The 4,533-nt window shown below is 59.0% G+C and carries 6 protein-coding genes; all 6 read left to right on the forward strand.

Features of this window, described 5'->3' with window-relative positions; genetic code table 11:
- Positions 1 to 1,261, forward strand: a 1,261-nt coding sequence (thrS, locus tag AC04MI_RS23610) for a threonine--tRNA ligase (RefSeq protein ID WP_476498858.1), incomplete at its 5' end; no start/stop codon positions are given.
- An 81-nt stretch (positions 1,262 to 1,342) separates the two neighbouring features.
- Entirely contained in the window at positions 1,343 to 1,951 is a 609-nt protein-coding gene (infC, locus tag AC04MI_RS23615; RefSeq protein WP_476498862.1) for a translation initiation factor IF-3, read from the forward strand.
- 183 nt (positions 1,952 to 2,134) lie between these two features.
- Positions 2,135 to 2,338, forward strand: a complete 204-nt coding sequence (rpmI, locus tag AC04MI_RS23620) for a 50S ribosomal protein L35 (RefSeq protein WP_008904041.1) — start codon at positions 2,135 to 2,137, stop codon at positions 2,336 to 2,338.
- A 26-nt stretch (positions 2,339 to 2,364) separates the two neighbouring features.
- Positions 2,365 to 2,724: a 50S ribosomal protein L20 gene (rplT, locus tag AC04MI_RS23625; RefSeq protein WP_476498859.1), complete on the forward strand. Its 360-nt coding sequence runs from the start codon at positions 2,365 to 2,367 to the stop codon at positions 2,722 to 2,724.
- 101 nt (positions 2,725 to 2,825) lie between these two features.
- Positions 2,826 to 3,878: a phenylalanine--tRNA ligase subunit alpha gene (pheS, locus tag AC04MI_RS23630; RefSeq protein WP_476498860.1), complete on the forward strand. Its 1,053-nt coding sequence runs from the start codon at positions 2,826 to 2,828 to the stop codon at positions 3,876 to 3,878.
- Between the two features lie 72 nt (positions 3,879 to 3,950).
- A partial coding sequence (gene ytpR / locus AC04MI_RS23635; protein WP_476498861.1) for a YtpR family tRNA-binding protein occupies positions 3,951 to 4,533 on the forward strand: 583 nt, incomplete at its 3' end.

Consider the following 4,533-nt stretch of genomic DNA (forward strand, 5'->3'; position numbering starts at 1 on the left):
GGCCTGGGCTACCAAGGATGAGCTGCAGCAGTATTTGACGATGCTGGAGGAGGCCGAAAAGCGCGACCACCGCAAACTCGGCCGTGAGCTGGATCTGTTCCACATCGACGAGCACTCGCCTGGCACAGTGTTCTGGCACCCCAAGGGCTGGACGGTGTGGCAGGAGGTGGAGCAGTACATGCGCCGCGTGTACCGCGACAACGGCTACCAGGAGGTCAAGGGGCCGCAGATCCTGGACCAGGGCCTGTGGGAGAAAACKGGSCACTGGSASAAMTACCGCGASAACATGTTCRYSACGGARTCGGAAAAGCGCGAMTACGCGCTCAAGCCGATGAACTGCCCCGGGCACATCATCATCTTCAAGCAAGGTATCAAGAGCTACCGGGACCTGCCTTTGCGGTTTGGTGAGTTCGGCCAATGCCACCGCAACGAGCCGACTGGGGGACTGCACGGCATCATGCGCGTGCGTGCATTCACACAGGACGACGGCCATATCTTCTGTACTGAAGACCAGATCCAGTCCGAAGTCGTGGCGTTCACCACGTTGCTGCAGAAGGTTTACAAGGACTTCGGGTTCACGGACATCATCTACAAGCTGTCCACACGGCCTGAGAAGCGAATCGGTAGTGAGGAAAGCTGGGACCGCGCCGAGAACGCCTTGGCTGAGGGTCTAAGGGCATCCGGTTGCGAATTTGAATACCTGCCCGGAGAGGGCGCCTTTTACGGTCCCAAGATCGAATACACGCTCAAGGACGCGCTGGGGCGCCCCTGGCAGTGCGGCACGATTCAGGTGGATCCGAATATGCCCGAGCGCTTGGACGCAGAGTTTGTGGGCGAAGATGGCGCCCGCCATCGGCCCATCATGCTGCATCGCGCCATCGTTGGAAGCTTGGAGCGCTTCATTGGCATTCTGATCGAGCAGCACGCGGGGGCCTTGCCTACATGGCTCGCTCCCGTGCAGGTTTCGGTGCTGAACATCACTGACGCTCAGTCCGATTACTGTCGTGAAATCGCTGCAAAACTGCAAAAAGCGCTGCCCAATCAAGGCCTTAGGGTGGCCCTGGATCTGCGCAATGAGAAGATTACGTATAAAATACGGGAGCATTCGATGCAAAAGCTGCCCTACATCCTCGTCGCAGGTGACAAGGAAAAGGCAGCCGGCGCCGTCGCAGTGCGAGCCCGGGGTAATCGTGATCTCGGAGTGATGTCTGTGGATGCGTTCATTGAATTGATCGCTAGCGACATTGCCACCAAAGCCTGATTTTGAACACAAAAACTGCTTTGCCGCTCGCGGACTGTGCGGAAGTAGCTACTTTATTTGTAGCATTTTGATTCAAGGAAGATAGCCATCGCTACTGMATTTCGYGAYCGYCGCCACCGSGARGARCGCMARCACCGCCTGAACCGKGAAATCATGGCCCCGGAAGTCCGCCTTTCCGGGCCAGACAACGAGCCTTTGGGTGTTGTTAGCCTCATGGAGGCCTTGCGCATGGCCGGTGAGCTGGACGTGGATCTGGTGGAAATCGCCGCTACGGCTAATCCGCCGGTATGCCGCCTCATGGACTACGGCAAGTTCAAGTACCAMGAGCARAAGMRKGCGGCMGARGCCAARGCSAAGCAGAMGGTCATYGAGRTCAAGGAARTCAAGTTCCGCCCCGGWACSGACGAYGGCGACTACAACATCAAGATGCGCAACATCCGCCGCTTTTTGGCGGATGGAGACAAGTGCAAGATCACGCTGCGGTTCCGCGGGCGTGAAATCACGCACCAGGAACTCGGCTTGGCTTTGCTGAACCGGATTCGTGACGAGTTGGCTGACAGCATCATCATTGAGCAGTTTCCTAAGTTGGAAGGCCGTCAGATGATCATGATGATTGCTCCGGGCAAGAAGAAGCCCGCGGCCAAGCCAGCGGCTGAAGGCGCGGCCCCTGCAACGGGCGCGGCGGCGTAGGTTTGCCAATCAATGTCAGATTTTGAGCGCCATGCCCGAAGGGGCGGGGTGTTTGAAAAGGTGGGGCTTTCGGGCACTGCCGACCGGAAGGTGAAAGCCTTTCGATAAAAGTGGCTCGGGGCCAACAAGTTTGCAGATCGGTTTGCAAACGCCTCACGAGCACAACGAAAAAGGAGCATTCACATGCCCAAAATGAAGACCAAGAGCAGCGCGAAAAAACGTTTCCGCGTTCGTCCAGGTGGTACCGTCAAGCGCGGTCAAGCCTTCAAACGTCACATCTTGACCAAGAAGACCACCAAGAACAAGCGCCATCTGCGTGGTGCGGTTGCTGTGCACGAGACCAATATGGGCTCGATTTCACAGATGCTGCCCGGCATGGGCGTTTAATTTACTGACGAACAAGGAGTACATACATGCCTCGCGTCAAACGTGGTGTAACGGCCCGTGCCCGTCACAAGAAAGTTCTCGCCCTTGCCAAGGGTTTCCGTGGTCGCCGCGGTAACGTCTTCCGTATCGCCAAACAGGCGGTAATGAAGGCTGGGCAATAYGCCTACCGTGACCGCCGCACCAAGAAGCGCGTKTTCCGYCARTTGTGGATCGCSCGTATCAACGCCGCYKCSCGTGAACTGGGCCTGACCTACAGCCAGTTCGCCAACGGCCTGAAGAAGGCATCCATCGAGATCGACCGCAAGATGCTGGCCGACCTCGCAGTGCACGACAAGGCTGCCTTTGGCAGCATCGTGGAGCAAGTCAAGGCCAAGCTGGCTGCTTGAGTTCACGATGAGCGGCTATCGTTCTGATAGCTGCTTGCGCAATAACAGCAAGGGCTAGGGCTTGAAAAGGCACTAGCCCTTGTTCATTTTCAAGAGTCGATATGAACGAGTTGGATTCCCTGGTCGAGAGCGCGACGCAACTGTTTGCCCAAAGCGCAACCCCTGCTGACCTCGAAAACGCCAAGGCGCAGTTTCTGGGCAAGTCAGGTCGCGTGACCGAGCTCATGAAGGGCATGGCGCAKCTGTCCGTCGAGGAAAAGAAATCCCGCGGCGCAGCCATCAACGTTGCCAAGCAGGCCATCGAGGCTGCACTGACCGCTCGCCGCCAAGCTCTGGCCGATGCCGAACTTCAATTGCAGCTCAAGGCCGAAGCACTGGACGTGAGCCTGCCAGGCCGCCAGCGCGGGCAGGGTGGCTTGCACCCGGTATCGCTCACGCTTGAACGCATCCAGGGCATCTTCGGTTCCATGGGTTTTGACGTCGCCGAAGGCCCTGAGATCGAGACCGACTGGTTCAACTTCACTGCACTGAATACGCCGGAAGACCATCCTGCGCGGTCCATGCATGACACGTTCTATGTGGAGGGCGGCACTGCCACCGCCCCCAACCTGCTGCGCACACACACCAGCCCCATGCAGATCCGCCATGCGGTCCAGCATGTCAAAAAGCACCGGGCTGCGCTCGATGCCGGTCAGGCGATGCCCGAGATCCGCGTCATTGCCCCCGGCCGTACCTACCGCGTGGACAGCGACGCCACGCACTCGCCCATGTTTCACCAGTGCGAAGGTCTCTGGATTGGTGAGAACGTGAGTTTCAAGGACCTGAAAGTCATCTTCACGGATTTCTGCCGCACGTTCTTCGAGAGCGACGATCTCGTGTTGCGCTTCCGTCCCAGTTTCTTCCCGTTCACAGAGCCCAGCGCCGAGATCGATATCCAGTTCCAGACGGGCCCGCTGGCAGGCCGTTGGCTCGAAGTGGCGGGCTCGGGCCAGGTGCACCCCAACGTGGTGTGCAATATGGGTCTTGACCCTGAGAAGTACATCGGCTTTGCATTCGGCATGGGACCCGACCGCCTGACCATGCTGCGCTATGGCGTCAATGACCTGCGCCTGTTCTTTGACGGCGACATCCGCTTCCTGTCGCAGTTCCAGTAAAGCCCGCCGACTTCGCGCCGCGCTCGTGCCCTGTGGCCGTGCTGCGCACCTTCCGTACAAGAGTGTCCGACTATGCAATTTCCTGAATCCTGGTTGCGTGAGTTCTGCAACCCCCCTTTGACGACGGCCGAGCTGGCCGAAACGCTGACGATGGCCGGTCTGGAGGTGGAAGAGCTGCGCCCCGTGGCCCCGCCTTTCACCAAGATCGTGGTGGGTGAGATCAAGGARGCGGTACAGCACCCARACGCCGAYCGCCTGCGTGTGTGCCAGGTGGACGTGGGGCAGGGCGCCYTGCTGAACATCGTKTGTGGTGCGCCGAATGCCCGCGTGGGTATCAAGGTGCCTTGCGCACTGGTGGGTGCCGAGCTCCCGCCGGGTGACGATGGCAAACCTTTCCTCATCAAGGTGGGCAAACTGCGCGGCGTGGAAAGCCAAGGCATGTTGTGCTCCGCCCGTGAGCTCAAACTGTCAGAGGACCATGGCGGCCTGCTGGAGCTGGATGCCTCAGCCCCCGTGGGCCAGGACATCCGCGAACACCTGAACTTGGACGACACTCTGTTCACGCTCAAGCTCACGCCCAATCTTGCGCATTGCCTGAGCGTCTATGGCATCGCGCGAGAAGTGTCCGCATTGACGGGTACGCCGCTAAAAAATC

This window comes from Acidovorax sp. LjRoot204, from assembly GCF_056175785.1.